The following is a 4,570-nucleotide window of genomic DNA, read 5'->3' as shown; positions in this document are numbered from 1 at the left end:
CAGTATCGCGAGCAGGCTCGCTCCTACAGGTTATTGCATCACAATAACTGACGGGCGCAGGGGATGCGCCCGTCATTCACCTGTCAGCGTTGCGCTGCAGGGATGCCTTGCGGCTCGACTGCGGTCTTGCCGGCGGCTGGCGCCTCGGTCGGCCAGGCCTTCAGGTCCAGATCCAGATCGGTAAATTTGCTGGAGTCGAACACCGGCTGCTTGATGCCGGCGCGGCGCTGCTCGTCGTAGTCGCGCATGACACGCATGCCGACCTTGAACAGCATGGCCAGGGCCATCAGGTTGACGAAGGCCAGGCAGGTCATGGTGATGTCGGCGAAGGCGAACACGGTCGAGAGGTCTTGCATCGAACCCCATACCACCAGCGCCAGGACCAGGCCGCGGAACACCATCAGCACAGCGCGGTTGCGGCTGAGGAACTGCAGGCTGTTTTCGCCCAGGTAGTAGTTGTAGAGGATGCAGGTGAAGACGAACAGCGACAACGCAACGCTGACGAAGATGCGCCCCCAGTCACCGACCACGGCGGCCAGCGAGTTCTGGGTCAGGACGATGCCGTCACCTTCGAAGCCCGGGGTGTAGAAGCCCGACAGCAGGATCAGCAGCGCGGTGCAGGTGCAGATCACGAAGGTGTCGAGGAACACGCTGAAGGCCTGAACCACGCCCTGTGCGCCCGGGTGTTTCACCGAGGCCACGGCGGCGACGTTCGGCGCACTGCCCAGGCCCGCTTCGTTGGCGAACACGCCACGCTTCACGCCCATGACGATGGCGCTGCCGAGCAGGCCGCCGAAGGCCGGGTCGAGACCGAAGGCGCTTTTGAAGATGGTTTCCAGCATGGCTGGCACGTGCTCGATCTGGGTGCCGATCACGTACAGGGTCACGCCGATATAGGCCAGGGTCTTGACCGGTACCAGCAGGTCGGACACTGCAGCGATGCGCTTGATGCCGCCGATGAAGGTGATGGCCAGCAGCACCGCCAGGACGATCCCGGTGTGGCGTGGGTCGAAGGCAAAGGCGTTTTGCAGCGAGTGGGTCACGGTGTAGGACTGCAGGCCGATGAAGGCGAAGCCGTAGGTGACCAGCAGCAGGACCGAGAACACCACTGCCATGCCTTTCAACTTCAGGCCGTGCTGGATGTAGTAGGCCGGGCCGCCACGGTACAGGCCGTCGCCGTCGGCGCGCTTGTAAACCTGCGCCAGGGTGCATTCGAAGAAGCTGCTGGACATGCCGACCAGTGCGGTCACCCACATCCAGAACACCGCACCCGGACCACCGAGGGTTACGGCGATGCCGACACCGGCGATGTTGCCTGCACCGACGCGGCCGGCAAGGCTGAGCATCAGGGCCTGGAACGAGCTGAGTTGCCCGCCGCTGCTTTTCAGGCTGTCGCGGAACACCGCGAACATGTGGAAGAAGTGGCGCAATTGAACGAAACGCGAGCGAATCGTGAAGTAGCTACCGAGCCCGACAATGAGCACGATCAGTACTTTCCCTGAGAGGAAGTCGTTGATGACTTCGAGCATGGATTTTTCCTCGCTGTTTTTTGTGTAAGCAAATGCTGGATGTTCAGAAACATCGCGTTACACCGGTTTGCGCGCGGCACGACAGGTGAGGCGAAGGTTTCGTCCCGGATCCATTTCGCGGGTTTGTTATTAGTTCGGGTTTCGCATGGGTTATGGCCTCGTTACCGACGACCGCTCACGCGAAGAGGGGCGGCACTATACCGATCAGTGTGGCGCCCGTCTGCACGCTTGTGGTGCAAGCGACGAAACGAGAGTTGCTGCAAAAATCAAAAGATCGCAGCCTTCGGCAAGCTCCTACAGGGTTACATCCATCATGTAGGAGCTGCCGAAGGCTGCGATCTTGGCGGTATCAAATACACAAAAACATTTAAACGTCCTGCCCGCAAAGAAGTTAAAAAAAAAGGGCTTGGGGACTGATCCCCAAGCCCTCAAAAGGTGAGAGGTGTCTAGTCCCTCGACCTGGTGAGCGGTGCTACAAATAACGCGTCGGCTCAGGCTTTGAGCGGAACCAGACGCGGGGCAATCATGTTTTCCGGGCGCAGGATGTCGGCGAGCATGGCTTCGTCGAGCAGGCCTTCTTCGCGCACCAGTTCCAGCACGCCACGGCCGCTTTCAAGGGCGATACGGGCGATGCGGGTGGCGTTTTTGTAGCCGATGTACGGGTTCAGCGCGGTGACCAGACCGATCGAGTGCTCGACCAGTTCGCGGCAGCGGGCTTCGTTGGCGGTGATGCCGACGATGCAGTGCTCGCGCAGCATGTCCATGGCGCGTTGCAGCAGGCGGATCGAGTCGAGGATCTTGAACGCGATCAGCGGCTCCATCACGTTCAGCTGCAGTTGGCCGCCTTCGGCTGCCATGGTCAGCGCCAGATCGTTACCGATGACCTGGAAGGCCACCTGGTTAACGGCTTCCGGAATCACCGGGTTGACCTTGCCAGGCATGATCGAGCTGCCTGGCTGACGCGCTGGCAGGTTGATCTCGTTGATGCCGGTGCGTGGGCCGCTGGATAGCAGGCGCAGGTCGTTGCAGATCTTCGACAGCTTGACCGCGGTGCGCTTGAGCATGCCGGAGAACAGCACGAAGGCGCCCATGTCGGAGGTGGCTTCGATCAGGTCGGCAGCGGGCACCAGCGGCTGACCGCTGATCAGCGCCAGACGCTGGACGGCCAGCGCCTGATAGCGCGGGTCGGCGTTGATGCCGGTGCCGATCGCGGTACCGCCCAGGTTCACTTCAGTCAGCAGTTCCGGGGCCAGCGTCTTCAGACGGGCCAGGTCTTCGCCCATGGTGGTGGCGAACGCACGGAACTCTTGACCCAGGGTCATCGGCACGGCGTCTTGCAGCTGGGTACGACCCATCTTCAGGACGTGGTTGAATTCTTCACCCTTGGCGGCGAAGGCCTGAATCAGGCTGTCGAGGCTGGCCAGCAGCGAATCGTGACCCAGCAGCAGACCCAGGCGAATGGCGGTCGGGTAGGCGTCGTTGGTCGACTGCGCCATGTTGACGTCGTCGTTCGGGTGCAGGTACTGGTACTCGCCTTTCTGGTGACCCATTGCTTCGAGCGCAATGTTGGCGATCACTTCGTTGGCGTTCATGTTGGTGGACGTACCGGCGCCACCTTGAATCATGTCGACCACGAATTCTTCGTGGAAATCACCGCGGATCAATCGGGCACAGGCTTCGCTGATGGCAGCGTGCTTGGCTTCGCTCAGATGACCCAACTCACGGTTGGCGTCAGCGGCGGCCTGTTTGACCATCGCCAGACCCACAACCAGTTTCGGGTAATGCGAAATCGGAACGCCGGAGAGACGGAAGTTGTTCACCGCTCGCAGGGTCTGGATGCCGTAGTACGCTTGAGCCGGTACTTCGAGGGCGCCAAGCAGGTCGTTTTCTGTGCGGAAAGATGCAGCGGAGGACATGATAGAAATCATCTCGATATGGACCCGGTCTATGCCGGAACGCTGCGAATGCTAGGCTTACAGGATTTTTTGGGCCAATGCTGTTAAACACTGGCCTATGCACATTCGGCATAATGCCCGTGTGACGCCGCCTGCGCGGCAGACGTGTGACCTGTTTTGGTGCGTTCCCGGGAGGGCGTGATGAATCTGGAAAGCAAATGGCTCGAGGACTTCAGTGCCCTGGCCGCCACCCGCAGCTTCTCGCAGGCGGCCGAACGGCGCTTCGTGACCCAGCCAGCGTTCAGTCGGCGGATCCGCAGCCTCGAAGCGGCGCTGGGCCTGACGCTGGTCAACCGCTCGCGCACGCCGATCGAACTGACGGCGGCCGGGCAACTGTTTCTGGTGACCGCGCGCACCGTGGTCGAACAGCTCGGCGAAGTGCTGCGCCACCTGCACCACCTGGAAGGCGGGCAGGGTGAAGTGATGCAAGTCGCGGCTGCGCACTCGCTGGCGCTGGGTTTCTTCCCGCGCTGGATCGCGCAACTGCGCAATGAAGGGCTGAACATCGCCACACGGCTGGTCGCGACCAACGTCGGCGACGCGGTGCACGCGCTGCGCGAAGGCGGCTGCGACCTGATGCTGGCGTTCTACGACCCGGACGCAGCGATGCAGATGGATCCGGAAATCTTCCCGTCGTTGCACCTGGGCCAGACCGAGATGCTCCCGGTGTGTGCGTCGGATGCCGAAGGCAAGCCGCTGTTCGATCTGGAAGGTGACGTCAGCGTACCGTTGCTGGCGTACAGCGCCGGGGCGTTTCTCGGGCGCTCGGTAAATGGTCTTTTGCGTCAGCGTCAGCTGCGCTTTACCACCATCTATGAGACCGCCATGGCCGACAGCCTGAAAAGCATGGCCCTGGAAGGCCTCGGCATCGCCTGGGTACCGCAACTGAGCGTGCGCGCCGAGCTGGCCCGCGGCGAACTGGTGGTCTGCGGCGGCCCGCAATGGCATGTACCGCTGGAAATTCGCCTGTACCGCTGCGCACTGGTGCGCAAGGCCAACGTACGGTTGCTCTGGCGCAAACTTGAGGGCGGCGCTGCACAGGCTTCTTGAGTGGTGGGTCTGTGGGAAAAGATCGCAGCCTTCGGC

Annotated in this window: 3 protein-coding genes; 1 reads left to right on the top strand and 2 read right to left on the bottom strand. The window is 61.8% G+C overall.

Annotated features, from left to right (window positions below; translation table 11 throughout):
- Positions 1-83: 83 nt before the first annotated feature.
- Positions 84-1,529 carry a sodium:alanine symporter family protein gene (locus HT737_RS15110; protein WP_182403091.1) on the bottom strand — a complete coding sequence of 482 codons (1,446 nt, stop codon included), beginning with the start codon at positions 1,527-1,529 and terminating at the stop codon, positions 84-86.
- Between the two features lie 491 nt (positions 1,530-2,020).
- Positions 2,021-3,445: an aspartate ammonia-lyase gene (aspA, locus tag HT737_RS15105; RefSeq protein ID WP_041474969.1), complete on the bottom strand. Its 1,425-nt coding sequence runs from the start codon at positions 3,443-3,445 to the stop codon at positions 2,021-2,023.
- A 180-nt stretch (positions 3,446-3,625) separates the two neighbouring features.
- On the opposite strand from aspA, the gene HT737_RS15100 reads away from it, so the two are divergent.
- Positions 3,626-4,534 carry a LysR substrate-binding domain-containing protein gene (locus tag HT737_RS15100; protein ID WP_182403089.1) on the top strand — a complete coding sequence of 303 codons (909 nt, stop codon included), beginning with the start codon at positions 3,626-3,628 and terminating at the stop codon, positions 4,532-4,534.
- The last annotated feature ends 36 nt before the right edge of the window (positions 4,535-4,570 follow it).

The organism is Pseudomonas sp. MD195_PC81_125, assembly GCF_014060985.1.
Classification (GTDB): domain Bacteria; phylum Pseudomonadota; class Gammaproteobacteria; order Pseudomonadales; family Pseudomonadaceae; genus Aquipseudomonas; species Aquipseudomonas parakoreensis.
This window is presented reverse-complemented; position numbering and strand designations above follow the sequence as displayed.